General features: G+C 57.7%; 16 protein-coding genes and 2 pseudogenes. 13 read left to right on the top strand and 5 right to left on the bottom strand.

Annotation, left to right across the window (positions count from 1 at the left end):
- A partial coding sequence (locus tag YUU_RS0136090; protein WP_027526705.1) for an SRPBCC domain-containing protein occupies positions 1 to 251 on the bottom strand: 251 nt, incomplete at its 3' end.
- A 1,257-nt stretch (positions 252 to 1,508) separates the two neighbouring features.
- On the opposite strand from YUU_RS0136090, the gene YUU_RS0136085 reads away from it, so the two are divergent.
- Complete coding sequence (locus YUU_RS0136085) at positions 1,509 to 1,997, top strand: YkgB family protein (RefSeq protein ID WP_027526704.1); 489 nt, start codon at positions 1,509 to 1,511, stop codon at positions 1,995 to 1,997.
- 488 nt (positions 1,998 to 2,485) lie between these two features.
- A complete protein-coding gene (locus tag YUU_RS0136080) occupies positions 2,486 to 3,271 on the top strand; it encodes a DUF427 domain-containing protein (RefSeq protein WP_084801704.1) in 786 nt (261 codons plus the stop codon).
- A gap of 197 nt (positions 3,272 to 3,468) precedes the next feature.
- Here the strand turns inward: YUU_RS0136080 and YUU_RS0136075 are convergent, their stop codons facing one another.
- Complete coding sequence (locus YUU_RS0136075) at positions 3,469 to 4,719, bottom strand: ammonium transporter (RefSeq protein WP_027526702.1); 1,251 nt, start codon at positions 4,717 to 4,719, stop codon at positions 3,469 to 3,471.
- 98 nt (positions 4,720 to 4,817) lie between these two features.
- Positions 4,818 to 5,198 (bottom strand): cupin domain-containing protein, encoded by a 381-nt coding sequence (locus tag YUU_RS0136070; RefSeq protein WP_198031883.1) that lies wholly within the window; start codon positions 5,196 to 5,198, stop codon positions 4,818 to 4,820.
- Between the two features lie 608 nt (positions 5,199 to 5,806).
- Here YUU_RS0136070 and YUU_RS62880 point away from each other — a divergent pair.
- The 3 genes and pseudogenes from YUU_RS62880 to YUU_RS52810 all read left to right on the top strand — a co-directional run bounded on the left by YUU_RS62880 (position 5,807) and on the right by YUU_RS52810 (position 10,075).
- A complete protein-coding gene (locus YUU_RS62880) occupies positions 5,807 to 6,109 on the top strand; it encodes a hypothetical protein (RefSeq protein ID WP_051390073.1) in 303 nt (100 codons plus the stop codon).
- A gap of 22 nt (positions 6,110 to 6,131) precedes the next feature.
- Positions 6,132 to 7,866 (top strand): annotated as a pseudogene (locus YUU_RS52815) (adenylate/guanylate cyclase domain-containing protein).
- Between the two features lie 562 nt (positions 7,867 to 8,428).
- Positions 8,429 to 10,075 carry an MASE4 domain-containing protein gene (locus tag YUU_RS52810; RefSeq protein WP_245288197.1) on the top strand — a complete coding sequence of 549 codons (1,647 nt, stop codon included), beginning with the start codon at positions 8,429 to 8,431 and terminating at the stop codon, positions 10,073 to 10,075.
- Here YUU_RS52810 and YUU_RS52805 read toward each other — a convergent pair.
- Positions 9,988 to 15,474: an AAA family ATPase gene (locus YUU_RS52805; RefSeq protein WP_035664315.1), complete on the bottom strand. Its 5,487-nt coding sequence runs from the start codon at positions 15,472 to 15,474 to the stop codon at positions 9,988 to 9,990. The two genes, YUU_RS52810 and YUU_RS52805, sit on opposite strands and share 88 nt — an antisense overlap.
- Before the next feature lie 651 nt (positions 15,475 to 16,125).
- Between YUU_RS52805 and YUU_RS60490 the strand changes: the two genes are divergently transcribed.
- The 5 genes and pseudogenes from YUU_RS60490 (at position 16,126) to YUU_RS0136035 (ending at position 18,412) form a co-directional block, all read left to right on the top strand.
- Entirely contained in the window at positions 16,126 to 16,494 is a 369-nt protein-coding gene (locus YUU_RS60490) for a hypothetical protein (RefSeq protein WP_198031882.1), read from the top strand.
- A gap of 70 nt (positions 16,495 to 16,564) precedes the next feature.
- Positions 16,565 to 16,828 carry an HAD hydrolase-like protein gene (locus YUU_RS62875; RefSeq protein ID WP_198031881.1) on the top strand — a complete coding sequence of 88 codons (264 nt, stop codon included), beginning with the start codon at positions 16,565 to 16,567 and terminating at the stop codon, positions 16,826 to 16,828.
- 259 nt (positions 16,829 to 17,087) lie between these two features.
- On the top strand, positions 17,088 to 17,792 hold the full coding sequence (locus YUU_RS55370) for a GAF domain-containing protein (RefSeq protein WP_027526699.1): 705 nt from the start codon (positions 17,088 to 17,090) through the stop codon (positions 17,790 to 17,792).
- A gap of 8 nt (positions 17,793 to 17,800) precedes the next feature.
- A pseudogene (locus tag YUU_RS62870) lies at positions 17,801 to 17,887 on the top strand (hypothetical protein); the annotation flags it as partial.
- Between the two features lie 204 nt (positions 17,888 to 18,091).
- Positions 18,092 to 18,412: an ATP-binding protein gene (locus YUU_RS0136035; protein ID WP_198031880.1), complete on the top strand. Its 321-nt coding sequence runs from the start codon at positions 18,092 to 18,094 to the stop codon at positions 18,410 to 18,412.
- Positions 18,413 to 18,557: 145 nt separating this feature from the next.
- Here YUU_RS0136035 and YUU_RS0136030 read toward each other — a convergent pair whose 3' ends face one another.
- A complete protein-coding gene (locus YUU_RS0136030; protein WP_027526697.1) occupies positions 18,558 to 19,085 on the bottom strand; it encodes a YkgB family protein in 528 nt (175 codons plus the stop codon).
- A gap of 542 nt (positions 19,086 to 19,627) precedes the next feature.
- Between YUU_RS0136030 and YUU_RS52795 the strand changes: the two genes are divergently transcribed.
- The 3 genes from YUU_RS52795 to YUU_RS0136015 all read left to right on the top strand — a co-directional run bounded on the left by YUU_RS52795 (position 19,628) and on the right by YUU_RS0136015 (position 23,492).
- Complete coding sequence (locus YUU_RS52795; RefSeq protein ID WP_051390067.1) at positions 19,628 to 20,188, top strand: YkgB family protein; 561 nt, start codon at positions 19,628 to 19,630, stop codon at positions 20,186 to 20,188.
- A gap of 462 nt (positions 20,189 to 20,650) precedes the next feature.
- Positions 20,651 to 21,265 carry a response regulator transcription factor gene (locus YUU_RS0136020; protein ID WP_051390066.1) on the top strand — a complete coding sequence of 205 codons (615 nt, stop codon included), beginning with the start codon at positions 20,651 to 20,653 and terminating at the stop codon, positions 21,263 to 21,265.
- Positions 21,266 to 21,842: 577 nt separating this feature from the next.
- Entirely contained in the window at positions 21,843 to 23,492 is a 1,650-nt protein-coding gene (locus YUU_RS0136015) for an ATP-binding protein (protein ID WP_027526695.1), read from the top strand.
- Positions 23,493 to 23,530: the final 38 nt, after the last annotated feature.

The following is a 23,530-nucleotide window of genomic DNA, read 5'->3' as shown; positions in this document are numbered from 1 at the left end:
GGTACCACCTCGCTGCCGTCCCAGCCGAAGCTATAGGCTAGGCGGTGCACTGGCACCACCTCGCGGAAGGACCCACGGGCAAAGCGAGCGCCGGTGACGTTGACGAGATAGAGCCCGCCGGGCTGAGGATCGACCTGCGCCTCCGTTCCCATCCACCGGAGGATCTTCTCCGGATCAGTGAGGAACGCGAANACCGCGGCGCGCGGCGCCGGGATGTGCGTCTCGCGGCGGACGACGAGTGCCTCTTGCATCGGTTTCCTCCACAGCTGTCATGCCTGCCACCTGCAGCGGGGAAGGTAGGGCAAGCCTTTCTCCCAGGATAGGCCCCGCGAGGTGGCTGCACCATCCGCGCGGTGACAGACCAGGGCCGCCGCGCCATGGTCGCGACACCGCTTGCGCAACCAACGACCCCACGAATGTCTCAGTGCCAGAGGCCCGACGCCGCCTGCTGATTGGGTACGTAGACTTGAACCGGCTCACTCTTGCTCGGCGATCGGCCTTTACCTGGACTGACCCGGCGTCGCGCCGCGACTGTCGGAATGCTTCGAGGCTCAGCTCACGGACTGAGCACGGAAGTTGCGGTTAGCTAATTCGAGGACCGATTTTCGTCTCGCAGACGCGCTGTTCATTTGGAAAAAACCGCCAAGCTATTGATATTGCTAACGCGTAATTCTGTGTTTTCTTCCAAATGCGCCTTGAAATTGTTGAATAATCAAACTGATTTTGATTCCGCCATTCGGAGGTTCGATCCCTCCCGCCCCAGCCACAACTAAGCTGCTGAGTTCGTTATGTAAACAGCTCTATTCCCGCCAAATTTTTTGGGGTATTTGGAAATGGAGCTTCTAATGCTCTGTCCAGAAACGAACTATACGGCGTCGTGCAATACATCGACCATATTGGCTCATCTCCGTGGCTTCATCCCAACATATACCGCGGAAGCTACTCGGGCAGGTCTGTTACGCCCTCGTCGTAGAAAAGCGTATCACGGCGAACAAATCGGACAACCAGTCGAAATGATGCACTTGTGCGCAATGGGCGCCGTGCTGCAGTTCGCCCAGCGGATAGCCTCGGGGGTTCGAGTCGCTCCCCCGTGCCACGATTTTGTACGCCAATCTACGATCTTCTACGATTTTGTATGCTTGACGGTAGCGCTTAAACCCTGTTGGCGCGAGATGCGTTGGACGTGAAAGGGCAATGAAGGCTCCGCGAGCTGACGTCTCTTCGACGCTGGCCATGGCGGGGCGTCCCGCCGGTCACAAAAGCGCCAGCACCCCTAGCTGTTCGAAATGCCGAGAATCCCTGCACATCGCCCTGCGTACCATCTACGCGCGCGGAGTACTGCTTCACCGATCCGTCAGAACTGTTCGCCACTCCTGCACATCATTGTGAGCCGGCGAACTGTAGATCAACGTAACGACGGCGCTGCCAGTGCGTAGAGGTTGTAAGGAAGGCGCGTCTGCGCCCCAGCCAAAATCGGTATTGGACCGGGAAGGAAAGAAGTGACCGATATGAAAGCATCTTTCAATGTCGCTGAAGACGGAGGCGGCTCTTATCGTCTACTGGCTATCCTCCGCTGGGTCATGGTCATCATCTTTGTGTCGTTTGGCATGCAAAAATTCACGCTGCAGTCGGCACAGGGCATCGCTCAGTTCATTAGCAATAGTCCATTTATTTCGTGGCTATCGCTATTCGGCCTCAGGGGAGAAGCGTATTTCCTCGGTGTTGTCGAATTTGCCATTGCAGCGCTGCTTGCGGCTGGTGCTTTCAGCCCGATCTTGTCAGCCCTCGGTTCGCTGATGGGAGTGGTCACCTTTGCGATCACGTGGTCATTCTTCTTCACGACGCCGGGGGTCGTCATATGGAGCCTGTCGACTGACCCAATGGCCTGGAACTTGACTGGCGAGTTTCTATTCAAGGATATCGTCTTGCTTTCTGTCTGTGCCGTGTTGTTCTTGGCCTCATTGCCGCAGTCTCTTCGAAAATCACGGACTGCCTAGAACTTCCACGATGTTGCAAGCGCCGCTTGTCGGACTTGCACCGTCTCTCGCAGAGGACGCGCCTTTCGCACGGACGGGATTGTCGCGTCCCTCCTCGAGCCGAATATGTCGATCGTCACGGCACTGACTGTTTGTCGTTTGCCGCGCTTTGATTGGTCTTGCTCAAATCCGGCGCTGTATGCTGGACTCCATGCAAGTAGAATCCTAATTGTTGATGGCGATGGGTCAATTAGGGTGGCGATTTGAGACATGTCGCCGAGGAAACCGACATGCTCGATCAGCCATCGAAGGATACAGACGAATCTGCACCAGGTTGGCGATTTCTGAAATAGCCTGGATATGGCGATGCGGCCAGCGCCGGGCCGGGCAGAGGCAAGACGAGAAGCCGCACGCGGAAGGAGCCGGAGGAGCGCAAGCACCAGTTTGCGGTCTGGCATATCTCATCGTCGCTTGTCGGGTCCGTCTTCCCCGAACAAGGGAGATTCCAGATGAATGAGACACTCGCACGACTCGTGATTCCAGCGGCCGAGGAGCGGGCCCGGCTGAAGGAGGGGGTACACATCGAACGCAGCCCTCGCCGGGTACGGACGTACTTTGGTGGCAAGCTGATCGCCGACAGCGAGCACGTTCTCCTCGTCTATGAAACGAAGCGGCCGCCGGCCTACTGGTTTCCGGTTACGGACGTCCGAATGGAGTATCTGGAGCAGTTGCAGCAACCGGCGGACACCATTCGCTGGCGCCTGGTCGTAAAGGATCGCATCGCTCACAACGCGGCCCGCGCTTACGTCAAATCGACTGCCGATCGAGCCGCACTGGTAGGTTACCTCACTTTTTACTGGAATGAGATGGATGCGTGGTTCGAGGAGGATGAGCAGGTCTTTGTTCATCCTCGAGATCCGTACACAAGAGTCGATACAGTTCACAGCTCGAGGCACGTGTGCGTGGAGATTGAAGGCGTGACACTGGCTGAATCTCGCCGGTCCATCCTCCTCTTCGAGACTGGGCTGCCGACCCGCTATTACATTCCGAAGCTGGATGTGCGCATGGATCTGCTCGAGCCCACCGACTCTGCCACGCGGTGCCCTTATAAAGGCGTGGCGTGCTACTGGTCAGCTCGCGTAGGCGACAAGCTCGTCAAGGATATCGTGTGGAGCTATCCAGCGCCAATTCCCGAGTGCCCGAAGATCGAAAACCTGCTCAGCTTCTACAACGAGCATGTCGACCTGTACGTCGATGGGGTGCCCCAAGATCGACCGATCACGCCGTTCTCTTAACGTCGAGATCAGAGTCCTGGGTGTCTTCGGTTCCTACCTCCCCTTGGGGAGGCGCCGACGTCGAGACCACATGGCAACGTCTTGCGTTGCTCGCGGCAGACGCCTCGTGGGGAGCGAGCGGACGGCTGGGCCGGCAGCGATTACGCGAAGGCTGTTGTTTCAGTTTCGTTGCCCGAACTCTTGCAGCAGGATGGCGATTACGGTCCCCTGTCTTCCGAATAAGCTGTTTCTCCAAGGAGACGAACGTCCAGCCCTAACTTCTCTGTTTCCGCATCCACGCGAATCGAAGTCACGCGGTCAATCCACCATAGCGCAGCATAGGTAAAGGCGAACGCCCAGGCCGCGGATGCAATGACGGCAATGCATTGCCAAAGAAAGAACCGAGGGCCACCCGACAACAGGCCTGTCGCACCGTGCGGGTTCCAGCTCCTCGCCGCAAATACTCCAAGCAAAATGGCGCCGAGCGCCCCGCCGACACCGTGCACTCCCCACACGTCCAGCGCGTCATCCCACCCAGCAACCTTCTTGACCGCAACGGCGTAGTAGCAGACCAGTCCCGCCAGAACGCCGATCACCGGTGCGGTACCGAATGACACATACGCCGCAGCGGGGGTGATGGCCGCCAGACCTGCAACTGCACCAGTCAGTAGGCCGACAAAATTGGGCCGTCGGACGTTGGCCCACTCCAGAATAAGCCAAGTGAATCCAGCAAAAGCAGCTGCTAGTTGCGTGTTGACAAAGGATGAGGCGGTCACCCAATCGACGCCAATCTCCGATCCGGCATTGAAGCCAAACCAACCAAACCACAGCAACCCCGCACCGAGTGCCATCAACGGAACATTGTGAGGCGCATCGGTGCTGTCGCATCTGCGCCCTATGAATGTGACTGAGGCCAAAGCTCCAAACCCCGCTGTTGTGTGTACAACGATCCCGCCGGCAAAATCCAACACACCCATCTTTGCAAACAAACCGTCCGGGCTCCAGACCATGTGAACGAACGGAAAATAGACAAAGATCAGCCATGCGGTCAGAAAGAGCAAGTACGCACCGAAAGTTACCCGATTGGCAAATGCGCCGGTAATTAGGGCCGGGGCAATGATTGCGAACATCATCTGATATATGAAGTGCAGCGCGAGAGGAATCCCCGCGTCATTTCCGGCGTAGATCGTCTTCAAACTTATGCCGTTCAAAAACGCAAAATATGTAGGGTCACCGACTATTCCGTGCCACGTCGGTCCAAAACACATCGAATAACCAATGGCGAACCAGAGTATGGTCGTCCAACACAGTGACGCGAAGCTCTGAATCATAACCGTCAGCACGTTCTTCTTTGTAACGAGACCGCCGTAGAAAAATGCGAGACCGGGTGTCATCAGCATCACCAATGCCGAACACACAAGCATGAATGCTGTGTTTCCGATATTGAGATCGGGCGAGTCACTTACCATGATATGCACCTCGCAAGGACGATCGCGCAGCAACAAGCATTGGACGAAACGATTGTAATTGCCGGCTTAGGGCTCGGCGCGATCCGTGTGCGATGCCGTTAAGTTGCCTGTTTGGCGATCACGAAGTCTGTGAGATCTGCCGCCTCATTCGCGGTGCGTTCTGTCCAAAGGACGAGTAGCTTGCACCCGTTCTTGGTGGTGTGCGGGCCGTGTTCGCTGCCAGCTTTGAAGTGCAACGACGTGCCTGCTTGGTGCTGCTTGCCCTCGTTGGTGAAGTCGCCCTCAACCACATAGAGTGCTTCGGTCGTGCTTTTGTGGAGATGTGCCGGAATGACCGCGCCGGGCTTCATGGTGATGTGCAACATCACCGGCCCTAGCGTGTAGTTCGCATTGCGGACCGCCAGCGTGATGTCGCCCTCGCTCTGGAAGGGGAAACGATCCGTCTTGAGCTGACTGCCAACTACTTCTTGATCGACCATGATCCTGTCTCCTGCATCGAAGAGAGCCACACTAAGCGTAAGCAATCTGCAGTGCATCTCGCCGACCTTCAAGTCAGGTTCGCTACAATCCAGCAAGCTTGAAAAAGTGATCGCAAGCGGGGCGGTTCAATAGCGAGTGGCCACGATGTCCACCCTTGAGCTTACAGCGCACCCGTGAAGAAAAAATGGGATGGAAAACGAGAGCCAGCTGTCATGTCGTGCGAGCAAGCCTTCAAATTGGAGCACGACCGGAACAATCGCAGCAAGCGGCCCGAAGCGGTTGCGATCACTATCTGATACCAGCCGGAGCGAGAAAGATTGACCTCTGCGATACCATCTGAATGGGTGTATCCCGCATCCACAACGTGAATGGTGATCAGGCCGCGGCTTCCACGCAGGAGCAAGAAGGCCAAATCAACATGGCTCGCCAGCATCCGCCGCAGGGTTCCCATGGGACGCGGGTTTGGTTGCGGATTTCCTACGCTGGTCTCGCTTGCATCGACCGTTCCGTTCTTGCGCTTTCACCCGCCATCCGAAGAGTTCTCGGCTTGAGTCGGATTGCTGTCTTCGACTGTCGCGATGCAACGCTCGCTATTTTTGCTGTCACGCTGTCGACCTTTACAACTGCTTGTGCTCACGATCACGATCGCCGTGAGTTGAGCGGTTGGTATGAGAGCTTGCGTAGTGGAACGGGGCCTTGCTGCGATGGCAGTGATGCGAAGCGCGTAGACGATGCGGATTGGGATAGCAAGGATGGTCACTATCGCGTGCGCATCGACGGCGAGTGGGTCGATGTTCCGAGGGAAGCCATAGTGGACGGACCGAATCGCGCGGGTCGCACGGTGGTGTGGCCTTACTACAGGGATGGTCATCCGAAAGCGCGCTGCTTCATGCCGGGAAGCATGAGCTGACGCTTCGGCTGGACACTAGGCGATGTTTCAAAAATCAATCAGGCAAAAGATCGTCGGCATCGCCGCGGGGCTGATCATGCTTGCGGTGATCACATCCGTTCTGTCGATCGCTCTGACAAGTAGAGTCGGTCATTTGCTCGACGAAGTTACGAATAAATACATTCCCGCCTATGGCGATTTGGCGCGGGTAAACATTCGCTCGCTTGAGCGTAGCCTCGCGCTTCGGCGAATGATCATCGCGAAGATGCAGAGCCCGCAAGACGAAGCTGGCTATGCGGCGTCGTTGAGGACTTTCGAAGAAAAAGATCCCGATATTGACCGAGAAGCGTCCGCCGCGCATCGACTTATCGTCGCAATCATCAATGATGGAGGCACTCCGTCGGACGGCGTGGCCCTGGCGCGCATCGATGACCGCCTCGATATTGTCGTCAACGACCTTCGCCATCGCCTGAACGAACAAATTGCACTTCTACTTCCTCAACTTGATGCGGGCGATTTCGTCGAAGTCAGACGCACTCTATCGCGTGTCGACGCGCTCCGTGACGAGTTCAATCATAAGGTCAACGACATTCGCTCGGACATGCTGGAACAGGTGGTTGCGAGTGCCACAACAGTTATTCGCAACCAGCGCCGGGCCATAGTAATCTCGGCGATCGTAACCGCGGCCGCTTCAATGCTCGGATTTGTGTTCGCGGGACTCGTCGGCAGTGGAATCACCCGTCCCATCCTGCGACTGCTAGAGGGCACACGCGAGGTCGAAGCCGGCCGCCTCGATGGATCGATCAGCGTAACGACGCGGGACGAGATCGGGGAGCTCTCAGCAGCATTCAATCGCATGATCGAGACGTTGCGCCACAACGAGCGGATCAGAGAAACCTACGGCAGGTATATCGATCCGCGGATTGCTGAAGGATTGCTTGAGCAGTCAGCACTCGCGGCCACTGAAGGCCAGCGTCGTGTGATGACGGTCCTGTTTTGCGATATGAGGGGATTTACGACCCTGAGCGAAGGGGTCACGCCACAGGGATTGGTCAAGATCATGAACCTCTATTTTTCGACGATGTCCGAGCCGATCCACGCGCATAGAGGAATAATCGACAAATACATCGGCGACGCGATCATGGCCTATTGGGGACCTCCGTTTGTTGCCGAGGCAGACCAGACCGATTTCGCGTGCCTAGCGGCAATTGGCATGACCGGGCGCGTTGCGAAGCTGCGCATGGAATTGCCCGAACTCCTTGGTGTGCGCCGGATCCCAACGGAGTGCGATATTCGAATTGGGATCGCAACCGGCGAAGCGTTGGTTGGCAGTATCGGCTCGGAAATTCAGGATGAGCTACACTGTGATGGGCGACACGGTCAATCTGGCGGCGCGCCTGGAACGCGCCAACAAGACCTATGGCAGTCGTTGTCTGATCTCGGAGGCAACTGCCCTGGCCTCTGGGGCGACGATTGAGGTTCGTGAGATTGATCGCCTGGTTGTGGTCGGTCAAACGAAGCCTCAGGTTGTCTTCGAAATCATGGGCCGGAGAGGGGAAATCACAACCGAACAGATGCAACTACGAACACACTACGCCGAGGGGCTGGCGGCTTATCGGGAAAGACGATGGGACGACGCCCTAAGTGCATTCACTGCTGCGCTCGAAGTAGTTCCGGGGGATCAGCCGTCGATCACATTCGCAAAGCGCATCAGCTGCCTGAAGCATAAGCCGCCTCCGGCCGATTGGGACGGTTCGTGGCATTTGGAGCACAAATAGATCGTGCTGCCGCGTTCGTGAATCGCGCGACTTACCAGGAGCTTGACCCTGATCGACCGCGCGTTCCTTCTCCGGAGCTGTGGCTTAGAGCCGATCATTTTTGCCGTTGTGGGCGAGTGGTTCGCGATGCGCCTCGTGCGGCGTGGTTGAGTTCGTTTTCCATGCTCAACCCCACTGTTAAAGAGGTGATTAGGTGCGCCGCCAGCAACTGCTTGGGGGATGCATGCGCGATCTTAGGACATTCCGGCCCTAGCCGCTTGCCGGGGATTGACCGCCGCGTCGCGATCTGACCTCCAAACCGGACATCGATCTGCACGTTCAAACGAGATATACTTATCCCCGAGTTAATCGGGAACCGGACCGATCAGCATTCGCCACCGGCGCGTGCGAGGCTGCAGCAAACCTTGCCTGCTCAGCCGGTTTAAAGGGGCGACGCTTCCTTACTCGCGTTAGCTGGCCCAACGGGCAGACATGGCGGTGAACTGCGGCAGCCCGTGGTGAGAATAGCGAGTCGTTTTGAGCGTCGTGCCGCGCATTCCGGCCGCTGCGAAGAGTCGCTCCGATGATGAACTCGGCTGTTATTATCCCAGAGGATCTGCCTTTCACCCTTGCGAACTTATCGCCCAGCCGGTCCCAGAGACGGCTTGCCCTTGCGGTCGTGCTCGCCTTGCTGGTCGCGTTTTTTATCACAGCTGGGCCGCTCGCGAACTTCCAGCCGGGGCGGATCGACGCCTTCGTCCCGGCCTATGGCACGGCGGTTTTCGTGAATGACTTGATCACCGCGGTCCTGCTGTTCTATCAGTTTGCCATCCTGCGCTCGCGCGCGCTGCTCGCGATCGCGAGTGGATATCTCTTCACGGCGCTGATCGTGATCCCGTGGTTGCTGACTTTTCCGGGCATCTTCGCGCCAGGTGGCCTGCTTGGCGCGGGGCTACAGAGCACGGATTGGCTTTTTAATCTGTGGCACGCCGGTTTTCCTACGTTCGTCATCGCATATACTCTCTTGAAGGATGCCGATCCAACCAAGGGGCTGTGGCGGGGTTCCGCGGGTGCGGCCATCCTTTCGAGTGTGGTCGTGACCGTGGCCGTCGTGTGCGCCGTGACAGTTCTTGTCACAGCGGGGCAAGCACACTTGCCCCGCACTGTGCTCGACCCGGTCCGTTTTTCTGCCCTCAAAGTTTATGTTGTCGGTTGTCTAATCCTGTGGAACGCACTCGCGCTCCTTTTGCTCTGGATCCGCCGGTGTTCGGTGCTCGATCTGTGGCTGATGGTGGTTGTTTGCGCGTATGTACTTGAGCTCTATACGGGTGTGTTGGGTCTGGCCCGGTTCAGCGCTGGTTGGTATGCTAGCCGGTTCTTAGGACTCGTGCCCAGCATTCTTGTGCTCTGTGTCCTGTTGCATGAGATAACGACGCTTTACGCGCAGCTGCTCCGCGCGGTCCTGGCGCAACGTCGCGAGCGTGAGGCGCGGCTGATGACCGGCGACGCGGTCTCGGCTTCAATTGCCCACGAAGTCAAACAGCCATTAACGTCGATCATCGCCAGTGCGAACGCGGGACTGAATTGGCTTGATCGTGTCGAGCCTAACCTCGATCGTGCCAGAGAAGCATTGCGGCGCGTCGTGACCGCCGGGCACCGAGCGGACGCCGTGATCGAAAATATTCGGGCGCACTTCAAGATTGGTGCACGAACCCGCACTTCCCTTAATATCGACGATGTCATCCGGGAAGCTCTGGCCGTTGTTCGCGACAAACTGCAGACATATCGGGTCACCGTTCATGCTCACCTTAACGAACGGCTGCCGCGGATAACAGGCGAACAGATTCAGCTCCAGCAAGTTGTGGTGAATTTGATTGCGAACGCAATAGATTCCATGGCCACGAAGAATGGGGAGCGGGTGCTATCCATAAGATCTGAAGTCCAGCACTCGAGATATGTGATGGTGTCGGTGGAAGACACCGGGAAGGGCCTCGAGCCCGACGCTGTGGATAGGATATTCAACCCAATGTTCACGACCAAAACGGACGGCATGGGCATCGGGCTGTCAATCTGCCGGTCCATTATCGAGGCGCATCAGGGGCAAATATGGGTGACCGCCGAAAAGGGTCGCGGCGCCACTTTTCACTTCACGGTGCCGGTAGATCTAAGCGGCCCATCCTGGTCGGACGCCGTGGGCAGCGTGAACCGAAACATGCTGCCGAAGGGATGATTGGGCGACGCCCACAATTTGCCTCCATGCGCTTTGATGATCGAGCGGCAAATGGCCAAGCCGACGCCCAAACCATTGGGCTTGGTCGTGAAGAAAGCTTCGAACAAACGCTCCAGTTCGCCGGCCGGCAGGCCAACGCCGACGTCTGCCACAGCGATCGTTATAGTCCCCGATGGGTCAGCTTCCGTGCGCAACGAAAGAAGCCGCGGCCGGTCATCCACCGTTGCCATGGCCTCCATCCCGTTCATCATCAGGTTCATTGTGACCTGCTGCAATTGGATTCGATCACCGAAAACCGAGCGCAGGGAAGCGGCAAGGTCGACCTTGAGAACCACGCGTTGTCGGCGAATCTCGCTGCTCAACAGTGCCACCGTGTCCCTGATCGCATCGTTGACGTCGAGCGGCACCCGCGTCGGCGTGGATTTCCTCGTCATCTGGCGAATACTCTCCATCACGCCGCTCGCGCGATGGGCATATCCGGCGATTTGCGCCGCCGCGGCGGTGGCCTTGCCAATATCGGGAGGGGCGTGCGCCAGCCACGATCCGCAGGCGCCAGCTCTCGCAGCGATAGCCGTCAGCGGCTGGCGAACTTCGTGCGCAATCAAACTGGTCAGTTCGCCGATCGCAGTGAGCCGCGAAGCATGTGCAAGATCCGATTGGGCGGACTGTAACGCCTCCTGAGCACGTCGGTAGTCGGTCAAATCGATCGTTGTACCGACATAGCTCTTGAGCTTCCCGAAACTGTCCATGGAGGGTCGGCCGACGACATTCAAATGCCGCACTCCGTCCGAACGGATCAGGCGATACTCGCAGGTGAATGCATCACCATTGCGGATCGCCGATTGTACCTTGCGGCGAAGGGCAGTGCGGTCCTCCGGATGGACCATGCGAAAGACGCGCCCGATCGTCGGCGCTTTTCCGGTATCGGGATCGACGCCGAAAATCCGATAGTGCTCGTCGGACCAAAGCAGCTTGCCGGTTTGTGAGTCCCAGCTCCAACTTCCGGTGTGGCTGATGCTCTGCCCCTCCGCCAGGAATGCTTCGCTGCGCCGCAGGTCAGCATAGAGCCGAGCGTTCTCGAGTGAAATCGCGACCTGTGCAGCAAGGAGGTCGAGCACCTCTGCCCGCTGAGGCGTAAATGCCCCGACTGCGGCGTGGCTCTCGAGGTACAGAACGCCGACCAGCTTTGCCTGCGTGACTATCGGTAGGCAATGCAGCGAGATGTGGCACCTTTGCAGCAAGTAAGGATCTGCAGACAGCAAGCTCCTGTTTGCTGGCTCGGCGGAATTGAGGCTCGTTCGTGTCCTGACGACATAGTTCAATACCGATTGAGAGAATTCGAGGTCACGACGACCCGCTTCGTACACTGTAACATCGATACCGTTCGCTCCAACATGAGCCTCCGCGATGGCCTCCGGAATGTCGTTCCCCATCAGGAACAGGATGCCGCGTTCGGCAGTGGCGTGCTCGATCACAACCTGCATCACGGTGCGGATCAGCGTGTTAAGCTCGATTTCTCCGGAAAGCGCGCGAGAGGCCCTGAACAATGCGTTGACGTCAAGCTGTTGCAGCGGCACCTCCGAGGCACCTGGCAGGATGCGAACTGGATCGGAAGCTGGCAGATGAGGATTAGAGCGTTCGAGCTGCCGTACCTTGGCGTCAGCACCCCACCGCTGGTAGCAATCGCGTGCATTCGCCAGGTAGGAGAGAACGACTGTTCGAATGCCGCGCGCCTCGTAGAACCGCGCCGCACACTCTGCGGCAATCGCCTCGATCTGCACGAACTCGGCTTCCCGGGCCAATCGGATCGCCTCCTCGTACAGCCGCTCCGCCTCCAGTTCGCGGCCTTCAATGCGCGCGATCTCCGCCGCAAGCAGCGTCAATCGATTGGCGAAGTTTGCCGGAGCGTGAGCGCACCGGATGGTGAGCTCGCGGTAATGGTGATTCAGGCTATTGACATGCATCTCACGCTGTTCGGGCGGCGCTGCATCGTAGGCGGCAGCGTGAGCAAGCGCGGTGTAGAAGCGGTATTCTGCCACTTCCACATAGGCCCGTATGCTCCGAAAGAATGTCTCTCCCCGCTCGGCGACTACAAGCGCGGCATCATGGAGTCCAGCGAACACGTTGAGCTGGATTTCCGCAACAGCGTGAAGGCAGGCGTTTTGCAGCGATCCGCCTATCAAGGCGTGTGGCGCCGTCGGATGGGGCACCTCGAAGTCATCGCTGTGTTCTATCAAGGTGAGCGCAAAAGTCCTGTAGACCGACAACAATGCTCTAATCAGCTCGAAGCCCCAGGCTCGGGCGAATGCCAGCCCTTGTTCGATATCCTTGCAGACATCCCGCAACGGATCGCCGCAGAAGAGACGCGCCGATACATGTGCAGCATGCGAGTAGCCTACCCAGCTCAGGTCTCCGGTCGCGAGCCCAGTTTCCAGACTTCGCCGTATGAATGGTAGTCCGGATCGGATCGGCCGAACCCACGGCGTCACATATTGGCCGAATACCATTTGCGTCCGTCCGCTCAGCCTCAATTGCGGCCAGCGGTCGGCGAGAGAGACGCCAAATTGCGCCAGACGCAATCCGAGATCCGCGTCTCGGTAGCGGATGCTGAAGACGCTGAATGCGCAGGTCAACGGATAGCAGGAGTTCTCTGAGATGCCGTGTTGCAGCGTCAGTCGTACCGCTGCCAGAATCACGATGTTGGACAAGTTCAGATCGGTGAGGAGGGCGGGCGTAACAAGGTCGGCAAAAACCGCCATCGTTGCATGATGGTCGGGATCGGTCATGGGTGCCAATGCGAGAAGATGGTCGTCCGACAGCTTCTCGGCCAGCCTTCGCAGGCGATGGCCCTCTTCGTCCACTTCGCCGTCGGTAGGATGAGCGTGCCAGTCGATTCCGACCTGGCGCAGAAATTCGAGGCAGACAGCGATGCTGCGGTCAGGCTGCCCGCGCACGGTGTACAGGTTTGCCCGAAGCCTAGTGACCGTCGTGCTCGCTTGAACGTTCAGGCAATTCTGGGACAGCACCAGCAACTGCGCTTCCGCGACGTCCAGATGTCCGACCAGGAATTCGCACTCGGCGCGGAGCAGAGCGACTCCGAAGGCAGTCGCGCTGAAACTTGGATGTGCTTTCTCCCCGAGCAGTTCCCGCGCAACCTCCAGATAGGCGAGAGCGGCACTGTAAGCTGCCGCTGATCGGGCGCGCCGGCCCGCAGAAAGATTGATGGCAATGATCTGATCCCGTTCGACCTGGCTCGTAACAGCAGTGACGCCGCGGTTCAGCTGGTTGGCAATGACATAAAGCTTCTCGCTCGTTTCATCCGGCGTTGCTTGTCTCGCCAGCGCCATGCCAATGCGAAGATGCAGGGCGGGCTTGCCTTCGGCCGGCCCCAGCCGATAGGCGGCCTCCTGAACCCGATCATGCGCGAAAGCGTAATACCCACCTTTGCGTACGACAAGGCCGGCTTGAAGGGCTGGACGCAGGCTCGCGATGACCTCTTGCGCAGGGCGGTCGGATGCAACGGCGAGCCCCTCAACTTCGGCGGAACTCCCGAGCGATGCGAGATCCAGTAGGACTTGCCGCGTGGTTGTCGTCAGCAGGTTCAACTTGGCCGCCATCAGATCGGCGACGCTGTCCGTGAGGCCCTTCGCCCGAACGCGGGCGATGTCCCAGTGCCAGGCACCCGCATGCGGATCATACGCGAGCAAGCCTTCGTCATTCAGTGTCCTGAGGAATTGAGTTGCAAAGAAAGGGTTGCCGCCGGTCTTGGTGTGAACCAGCTTTGCTAATGGTCGGGCTTCGGCGCGCCCGCATTCGAGTGTCTCGGCGATCAGTACCGCGATATCGAGCGAACTTAGGGGCTGAAGCGCGATCTCCTCGACGGGTATGCCCGCGGTGCAAATCGTGTCGAGCTGCGAGATGAGCGGATGAGAGGGGCTGACTTCATTGGTGCGGTAAGCTCCAATCAGCATCAGATTCGATACATCCCGCCGAGCGACAAGATCGCCGATCAGGTCGATCGTTGCCACGTCCAGCCATTGCAAGTCATCAACGAAGAGGACCAAGGGGCGACCCGGGCGGGCAAAGGCCCCAACGAGCCGCCGGAAGACAATGCGGAGGCGGTTCAACCGATCCTGGGGCGTCAGATGCTCGACCGGAAGCTGCCGACCAAGGACAAGCTCGAACGCGGGAATGAGCTCTGTCACAAGATAACCGCTCGGTCCGACAGCCTCCGCCAGCGTTCGCCGGCAGGCCGCAACCTCCTCGTCATCATAGGTAAGAATCTGACGCAGCAGCGATGCAAAGGCTTGGTTGAGCGCCGCATACGGGACGTCCCGCGCTTGCAGATCGAATTTGCCAGTCGCGATCAAGGCGTCCGTCGGCGCCAGACCGGCTTGGAACTCTGCGACAAGTGATGATTTTCCGACCCCGGAAGACCCGGAAATTAGTGCGACGACGGTTTGTCCCGTTGCTGCGACGCGATCGAATGCCGATCGCAGAGCCGCGATCTCGTCCGCACGGCCGTAGAGGGTACGTGGAATCTGGAGGGCGGTGACTACATCGCGTTTCCCGAGGGCGAAATGATGAACCCCTCGGCGGGCTTTCCACTCCGCCAGGCATTCCTCGAGGTCAGCCGCTAGCCCCTCGGCAGACTGATAGCGGTCCGCCGGTTCCTTCGACAGAAGCTTGAGTACGATGGCGGATATCTGCTCGGGCAGATTCGGCATTCGTTCGCCGGGCGAGGGAGGCGCGCGGACAATGTGGCAGTGTATCCACTCCTCCGGCGTGGATGCGGAAAACGGCAAGGTGCCGGTGAACAGTTCATAAAGCGTGACGCCAAGTGCATAGAGATCGCTGCGGCCATCGATCGGGCGGTTCATTCGGCCGGTCTGCTCTGGCGCGATATAGGGCAGCGTTCCGGCAATCACACCGGCCGCCACGCTTTGGTGCGTTTGATGAATGGCGTTGCCGAACCCCGTCAGGCGCATGCCGTCTCGTTCGGAGACCAGGATGTTTCCGGGCTTGATGTCTCGGTGCAGCAGTCTTTGGCGGTGCAGCCTGCCCACTGTGTCGGCCAGCCCGACCGCCAAGCGAAGTCGAGCATCAAGCTGAAGCCCGTTCTCGATGAGCTTGGTCAGCGGTTCGCCGCCAGGGTCCTCGAGCACCAGCATCATGTTTTCCTTATGCGGGACCAACTCAATCGGAAGCACCGCCCAGGCCGGGTCAAGATCGGCGGCCAAGGCATATTCATTTTCAAGCTTCTCGAGGCTGCGTATCGACGGCCGTCGCGGTACCAATGCAAGCAGGGAACGCGCTCCGCGTGCCTGATGGGCCCGATATAGGATGAACGTGTCGTCTGCCCGCAGGCGTTCGACCGTGCATTTCGTGAGGTCGATCATTGATCGGGCTCCCTTCCTTGCGGATCGGGGGAGGGATAGCGCTTCGGCAATCGGGCCAAGGTTAGGGCTCGACAGGACAATTCCATCTGCCGGAGTCCGGCCGGCCGCTCGGCTGGGAAACGGCCTTTTGTTCACCCTGGTCGGTCAGCGTAACCCCTTGAAGATTATCTTACCACAGTCGTCATCGGTACGGCGGTTGGATGATCGCCGTAGTGTCTACGGAAGATGGTCGAAGCTGACCGTCGGGCTGGAACATGACTCGCCGAAAGCGAAACACGCCGCTCCTGCCAACCGCTCACGTCGACAAATCTCAATCCGGTTTTTGTCTCTTAATGGACTTCCTTCGACAGCCCCTGCTTTAATTGGCTCACAGCAATATTCGGACGTGCCATCAAACCGGTTACACCTAGGAGAAAATTTCGATCAAGGAAGCCCACCGGTTGACGAGAACGATCGGACGTTACCTGTAGTGGAAAAGTCACCACGACAAATCCCATCGGAAAGCGGCAGTCCCGCGGGCAAGGAATTTTTTTGCGCGCTTGTAACGAAACCAGCCCGATCTACGAATTGATTACAGCGGACGGTCTGCTGGAGCGCTTAACCAGGTGAAAGGTGCGCCAGTCAGGTTACCATATCAAAACGAGAGCGCAGATGGAAATAAGATCGGAACCCAACTTGCCGGCCGCTCCACTGATCGTCTTCGACGTCAATGAGACGCTTCTCGATCTTCAAACAATGGAGCCAATCTTTGAGCGCATTTTTGGCGACAAGAGAGACATGCGCCTCTGGTTCGCTAACGTCATCATGTATTCCCTGGCTCTGACCGTGGCCGGCTCGTACGTGCCGTTCACGGATATTGGCTCTGCTGTAATGAGGATGCTGGCGGATGCGCAAGGAATCAAGATTGATGATGCGGACAAAAAAGAGCTTGAGCAAAATTTTCAACAATGCCGCCTTATGCGGAGGTCCCAGCCGCGCTACGGAAACTGCGCATTGCAGGTTTCCGGCTGTTCACGTTGACAAACAATCGAGTCGAAGTTCAAACCCGCCAGCTCGAGTATGGCGGCATTGCCAGCTTCTTTGAGACAGTGTGGATAGCGTCAAGCAATATAAGCCGTCACCGCTGACATATGCTTACGTCTCGAAAGAGCTTGGGGTCGACCCTTCCCAGCTCTGTCTTATCGCCTGCCATACTTGGGATACGCTTGGCGCGGTAGCGGCCGGTTGGGAGGCTGCGCTGGTCAAGCGCGTCGGCAATCATGCTCTGGGAGTCGGTCCTCAACCGCAGATCGTTGGCGACGACCTGAACCACGTAGCCGACCAACTTATCGCGCGATACATATGGCAGAGTTAATCAGCAAGACACTCGGCTGAAAGCCCCAGCGGGGAGGACCCTATTCCGGGACACCTGAGGGTGCTCATGGTGCTGAAATTATAATATGGTGATTGGCCGCTCCGACGTTGAAATGACATTCGTTCTGAACGCCCTGATAGGCCGCTAGAGAGTTTTAACCGCCGCGCTTTCATGCGAGCTTCGCTAAGTGTGGCCTATGTGATTATAATTGCATGTACTGCAGCTATAGTACCATGCTCGAGATAGCCAACACGGAGCGATGAAGCGATCCGCACGTACGAGACGACTTGCCGGGAGGCGGGGGACACATCCACCAGCGTCGTCCCGCTCTAAGCTGGAAGAGCAGGTAACCGAACTCGTTGCGCAGCAGGCGGCGATATCGGAAGTCCTCCGCGCCATTGCCAACTCCCCAAATGATCTGCAGCCCATATTCGACGCTATCCTGGACAGTGCCACGCGGCTCTGCAGAGGTGACCTTGGCAGCTTGCGTCTCTTCGAGAAAGACGGCTTCCGTCTCGTTGCGATCAGAGGAAACCTCGACCTCCTCAAGCGGTGGAAGATACCCGAGCTCGCGGATTACAGCAGCTATGTTAGTAGCGTGGCTGCAAGCAGGCGACCAAGCCACGTCCCCGACCTTGCTGAACTCGAGACCTATCATCGGGGTGAGCCTCACATTCGGGGCATGGTCGACCTGATTGGCGTTCGAACCATGCTAGTCGTGCCGATGTTCAAGGATGATGAGCTCATCGGAACCATCAATCTGGGGCGGACGGGAGTGCGGCCGTACACCGACAATCAGATTGCCTTGTTCACCGACTTCGCCGCGCAGGCGTCTATTGTCTTGGAGAGCACCCGTCGCGAGCGCCAGTATCGAGAGGTGCAGAATGAGCTCGCACATGCGAATCGCGTTGCCATCTTGGACAGCTCACCGCGTCGATTGCCCACGAACTTAAGCAGCCATTGACCGCAGTTGTGGCTAGCGGAGACGCTGGCTTGCGATGGCTTGCTAGGCAGCCGCCTGGCCTCGAAGAGGCAAAGCGTTCCATCGAGAGGGCCGTCGAAGGGGCCCTACGTGGCGGCGATATCATAAGGGGCCTACAAGGCCTCACCAAGAAGCAGACGTCACGGAAGGAGCCCTTGGATATCAATGGGGCGGTTCAAGAAGTGGTTGTGCTGACCCATGGCGAGGCCGTCAAGCACGGAGTGTCAATGAGTACTCGGCTCGAGCCCTCTTTGCCTCGTGTCCAAGGAGATCGCCTCCAATTGCAGCAGGTCATACTAAACCTGATCGTAAACGCTATTCAGGCGATGAGCGGCATAGATGTCGGTTGCCGCGAGTTACAAATCAGTACTGAAAATGCCTCGGGTGAAGGGGTGCGCATCAGTGTTCGCGATACTGGCTCGGGGTTGTCTCCAGAGACCCTCCTGCGAGTCTTTGAACCCTTCTACACGACAAGGGCCGACGGGATGGGAATGGGTTTGGCGATCTGTCGTTCGATCATCGAAGCGCATGGAGGCCGCTTGTGGGCGACCGGGTGCGAGCCGAACGGGGCCCTGTTTCAGTTTATGATTCCTGCTGGTTAAGACGCGATCCCCCACAATGCTGGGTTGTCGGTGCGTCCACGGCCGGGACGTCTGGGACGATTGAGGTGAAGGCGAAAAAGCAGCCCAACCGCCAATGATGATCGGAGACTTCGATCGCTTGGCTTCGTCAATTAAAGACGAATTCCTATTGGGTCGCTTCTCGCTGGGCAATCTCCGTCAAAGGCACTCGTTCGGCAGCAGCCGCGCGCAGAATATCCCGCTTGAGCAGATAGACTGACGCAGCAAGCAGCACGATGTCCTTCATCAGAAAGAGGAACGGTAGCGTTGCGGCGGGAAAGCCTCCGGCAGGTGCCGCCCAGGCGTCCGGGAAGAACGGGATTATCGTGACCGTTGCCACGTAGGTCGCGCACGAACCTAACGAACCGAACGTGGCGAACTTCTTGTTCCAAAAACCTAGGAGCAGAAGTGTGGCGATCAGCCACTCTGCGCTGCCAAGAAAGAAAGCGGCCCCGCGTATGCCAAAGACGGGGTAGAGCCAAAAGATCAATGGCCCGTGACTGATGAACGGGATCAAAGCATGCGCCTCATAGTCGAACCATTTCTGACAGCCGAAAACGAAGAAAACGATGATCATCGTCGCGCGCGTGAAGTGATAATCAAAATCACTTTGGACGATATCGAGCTTTGACATTTTCGCTATAAGTGCGTCCATTCAGGTGCTCCAATCGCGCTGTAAGATCTGATGAGCAGCTACAACGCAGGCTCACTTTTGATGCTGCGAACGCTGGTGATGGTGTTCACACTACGAAGCATTAACAGAGCCTTCAGAGAGGCGCTCCGTGTCCGTTATCGCGAGTTTCTCATTCTTGCGCAGTTTCAATGCGCGCTCATCGACGCACGAGACGCGACCCGATCCCGACCTTCTCAGATTCGGCGAGATTCATTAGGATCGACAAAAGTGCAGGTTGGAGGCTCTTCTCGCTCGCCTGCGAAATTTAGGTGTCTGCCCTCCCTCGAAGACCCATACCAAGGTATGGCTCGAGGTATCACTACTGAGAGATTGTAGGTGTAAACCGCCGATCGCATGGTGTCGACGATGCGTGCGCGCCGTCACTCGAGGTGCACAACTGGTCGACGTCGGTCTTGCTTTTGTTGTTTCGCTCACCAACGACGCTAGTCGAATCGACGTCACCGAGATCGCCTTCCACAGTTGCTTGAACCACAAGTACGGGGATCGCAACCAGGGTCATCCCCATGAATACGCTTATCAACGCCACGGCGAATCCGAGTATCGGTATCTTGCGCAGGTCCGGGTTGCTAGCGACGGACCTCGACTATCACATCGTTCGCGGCTCGATGGTGATCATGTTTTTCTTCTTCGGTTATCAGAAGTGGTGGGCGTATGAGGCTGATCGCCTTGTGCCGTTTATCAGCAACGGCCCGCTGATCAGCTGGCTTTATCCAGTCTTCGGACACCAAGGAGCCAGTTGGTTCCTGGGCGTCTGCGAGTGGACCTTCGGCGCCTTACTGTTCGCAGGATTTTGGCAGAAGCGGCTAGGCATTCTCGGTGCTGTCGGCTCGACCGCGACTTTTATCGCGACCGTCACCATCATTCCCTTCATGCCGGATGGCTGGGACGCTGCGGCCGGTGGATTTCCGGCGATGACGGGCAATATCCCCTTCCTGATGAAGGACGTCGTCCTGCTCGCCGTGTCGCTCTATCTCTTGAAGCAGGACGTGGCTCGTGTCGCCAATAAGAATTCGCGGTCCGACAAGAGTTGCTCGGACCTACCGGAAGAGGCCGCAGCAAGGTAGCGGCGGGGACCGTGCTGCCTTGCAGCCCGCTTTGCTTTGACGGTGAGGTTCCATGCGTTCGCCGGCTGCCAGACGATCGCCGAGTTCAAGCAGAGCAGCCGACGCGTGCGCGAAAGCCCGTATTCACGCGCTGAACTGGTCGTTTGATCACGCCTGCCGTCCTGTCATGGACAATCGCGATGTCCTAACTTTCAAGCGCGTGGCGGCGGCTTTGCGATCGCAGTCGGCCGATCGGTTCGGAGCGTGCAAAGATGGTAACTTGTCAAATCGGGAAATTCCGGTTACATATCCGGCGTAAGTTGGCGGGTCGCTTCGGCCCGGTGACGCTCGTTCTAAAAAGGTTGCTGCCATCCGCCGCGCAAGGAGGCGTCAATGGGTGGAAGAAACCAAGAGGCATGGCACGGCATTCGCATTCGTTCTCCCGCTCTGCAAACTGATTCAGATGTCAGGAGGCAATTGAGAATGCCGTCTTCGGGTTGTGTTCATGTCGTCGACGACGACGAGACGGTTCTTGAGTCTCTTGGCGACCTGCTCCGGTCTTTGGGCTATCAGGTCGCTTTATACGGATCTGCCTCGGATTTCCTCAAAGCCGAATTGCCTGATGCACCTTCGTGTTTGGTGCTAGACGTCAGGTTGCCGGGCACGAGCGGCTTGGAGCTGCAGGAGTATCTCGCAAGCATGAACGTGAGGCTGCCGGTCATTTTGATGACCGGCTTCGGCGACATTCCAATGACCGTGAGAGCCATGAAGTTGGGAGCGGTAGATTTCCTCACCAAACCCATACGGTATCAAGATTTGCTGCATGCGGTCGCAGCTGCGATCCGAATGGACGAGGGCCGACGTCAGGATATCGCAGAGACTGCTCAGCTCCGGGAGAAGTATGCGCGCTTGACCGCTCGTGAGCGGCAAGTGATGGCGCTGGTCACGTCAGGGCTCATGAACAAGCAAGTTGCGAGTGAGCTTTCAATCAGCGAGGTCACCGTCAAAATGCATCGCGGCAGCGTCATGCGGAAATTAGGAGCCAAATCCGTGGCGATGCTTACACGGATGGCAGAGGCGCTCGACCTGGATCGATGAGACCGGCGGCCCAATCTCAGAACTGAGCTCGCCTACCGAAGGTCATGGCGCCCTCTGAGCGGAAAAGCTTACTGAGGGCACGCCCCCAGCAAAGTTGATATGAATGCTGGAGAGATGCCAGGCACTCACGCACTAGCTGTGGCTAAAGCGACGCTGGCAATAATCCGAACCGCTGCTCTCCTCACTGGTGAAATCCAGACGGAACTCGCCTATGGGGAACTTTCACCACCGGCGCGACAACGGTTCCCTTTACATATAAACTGGGTAACTGGTGGTGAGCTCGCAGGCTGCCGGGGGGCAGGATCGTCGAGGATGGAATGTGGGTGGACGTAGAAACCCTCGGCAACCCGGTGCTCATGTCGGTCAGAAGGTCTCGCCTCCGCGAATCGATGGCTACATCTGGAAATCGTCGCTAAAGCAGGGATTCTTATGCATGCACGCACATTCTGGCGCGCTCAGCATGAGAGGCGAGGATACCACCAAGCCGACAAGTCTCCATTGATGTGTCAGCGTGCGGTATGCGCATGATGGCACACCAAGGGCGCCGGGCGCCTTCTTCGCCACTCGGGGTAACGCTATGAGGCTCGGGAGCGAAACGCATCAGCTACAGCTGATCGCCGAAGCGTTTCAGATAATCTCGAAAGAGGTTAGCTACCAAGGTTTGGCCAAGGCTCTCCTTAGACAAGCCCTTGGCTATTCTGGGGCCGCTAGGGGTGGCATTCTGCTTAGCGAAGGAGGTGAATTACTCGCCAAGGCGGACGCAAGCTTTCCTCGCGAAAGAGCCAAGTTCTTCGTATCGCATCCTCTCGCTACCGAACTCCGATTGCCGGCGGACCTCAGCGAAAGGGTCCTTAGCCGGCAAGAAACCGTCATAAGGCAAGCGACACGGAAAGATTCGGCGCTCATCAATCCCGAGGAGCCGCCGCCTCGAAACATAACCCAATTGTGCTTGCCCCTGGTTCATCAGGAGTGGACGATTGGCGTCCTCTATCTCGAATCAGGGCGAGACGAGCAGATCTTTACGCCAAGGTGCGTCTGGGTGATGTCCATGCTTGCTTCGCAGGCAGCCGTCTCCTTCGAATCCGTACGGCTTTTTGAGGCCCTACGTGAGACCAACATGTGGATGGTCAAGGGTCAGCAGATCGGCCGCATGGGCAGCTATCGGTGGAACACGCGGACCCTACTCTCTCGAGCCTCGCGCGAATGCTACCGCATGTTCGATATCGACCTCGAAATTAATCCGGTGCCGTTCGAGGTCTTCAAAAGCCGCGTTCATCCTAATGACTATCCTGCCTTGGAAGAGGCGCTTACGAAGGCGGTCAGTACCAAGTCCCCTTTCAGTCACGAATACAGAGTTGTTCATAGAGACGGCACGATGCTGCACGTCGTCGCCGTCGGACAATTCGACCTTGGGCCAAGCGGCGATGTCGAATTGGAAGGAATTATCTCCGACATCACCGACCGAAAGGCCGCGGAACAGGCACTTACGGATACGCGGAATGAGCTTGCGCGAGCCGTACGCCTCGCATCAGTTGGCGAACTCGCAGGCTCCATTATTCACGAGATCAATCAGCCTTTGACTGGAATCATCATGAGCGCAGAGGCCTGCCTCCGATGGCTCGAGCGAAATCCCGTCGAACCGGATGAGGCCCGCAAGTCCGCCATGCGCATCATCGAACAAGGTCGCCGCGCGACGGATGTAATCACTGGCCTGAGGTCATTGGTACGGGATGCGCCGCTAAATTTCGCCAACATTGACATCAACGAAGCAATTGAAGAGGTCCTTCGGTTGTCAAAGAGAGAGCTTGAACGCGCCAGCGTCACGCTCCGTACTGACTTTGACAGATCATTGCCAAATATCGAGGCGGACCGAGTTCAACTTCAGCAGGTCGTCCTCAACCTCGTCCGCAATGCAGTTGAAGCGATGTCTGGCGTTGAGGGAAGGAGCCGTGTTCTGACTGCCTCGTCAAGAGGGACAAACGATCATGTCTCCGTAACAATCACAGACACTGGCCAAGGCATTGATCCCGCGAATAGAGATCGCCTATTCGATGCGCTGTACACCACAAAGGGAAGTGGTCTCGGCCTGGGTCTTTCGATCTGCCGCAAGATTGTAAACGTCCATGGAGGGCGTCTATGGGTGGAAGAAACCAAGAGGCATGGCACGACTTTCGCTTTCGTTCTCCCGCTCTGCAAATCAAGTCGGATGTCAAGAAGCAAACAGTAATGCTGTCTTCGGTCTGTGTTCACGTCGTCGACGCCGTC

Source organism: Bradyrhizobium sp. Ec3.3 (assembly GCF_000472925.1).
Taxonomy (GTDB): Bacteria; Pseudomonadota; Alphaproteobacteria; order Rhizobiales; family Xanthobacteraceae; genus Bradyrhizobium.
This window is presented reverse-complemented; position numbering and strand designations above follow the sequence as displayed.